At 39.6% G+C, this 456-nt stretch carries 1 protein-coding gene; it reads left to right on the top strand.

Features of this window, described 5'->3' with window-relative positions; genetic code table 11:
* The first annotated feature begins 75 nt into the window (after positions 1-75).
* Positions 76-390, top strand: coding sequence for a transposase family protein (locus tag M5F03_RS04575; protein WP_443611948.1), 315 nt, complete (start codon positions 76-78; stop codon positions 388-390).
* Positions 391-456: the final 66 nt, after the last annotated feature.

Genomic DNA, 456 nt, shown 5'->3' with positions numbered 1-456 from the left:
TATATCGATTCAAAGAAGCTTTCTGAAACACANTTTAAGCGATACACCGGCATATCATGGTCAACCTTTGATTTAATGGTTGAACAACTGAAAATGCATGTTCCTGCTAAAGGTAGACCAACTAAATTGAGCATAGAAGATCAAATCCTTCTGTGCTTAAGTTATTGGCGCGAATACCGAACCTTGTTCCATGTTGCAACAAGTTATGGTGTGTCAGAGCCGACTGCTTCAAGAATTGTCCGTCATGTAGAGGACTGCCTGATCAAGTCCAATTTATTTAATTTACCGAAGCATTTGCCTGAGGGNGAAGGCATCGACTGGAACGTGGTGATTGTTGATGCCACAGAAATTCCAATACAAAGACCTAAAAAAACAGAAGAAAAGCTATAGTGGCAAAAAGAAGGCACATACTTTCAAAGTCCAGGCCATCATTCATTATAGAACTCAGCAAATTCT

This window comes from Acinetobacter amyesii (assembly GCF_023499985.1).
GTDB classification, from domain to species: Bacteria; Pseudomonadota; Gammaproteobacteria; order Pseudomonadales; family Moraxellaceae; genus Acinetobacter; species Acinetobacter amyesii.
Note: the sequence above shows the minus strand (reverse complement) of the source record. Positions and strands in the feature narration are given on the sequence as shown.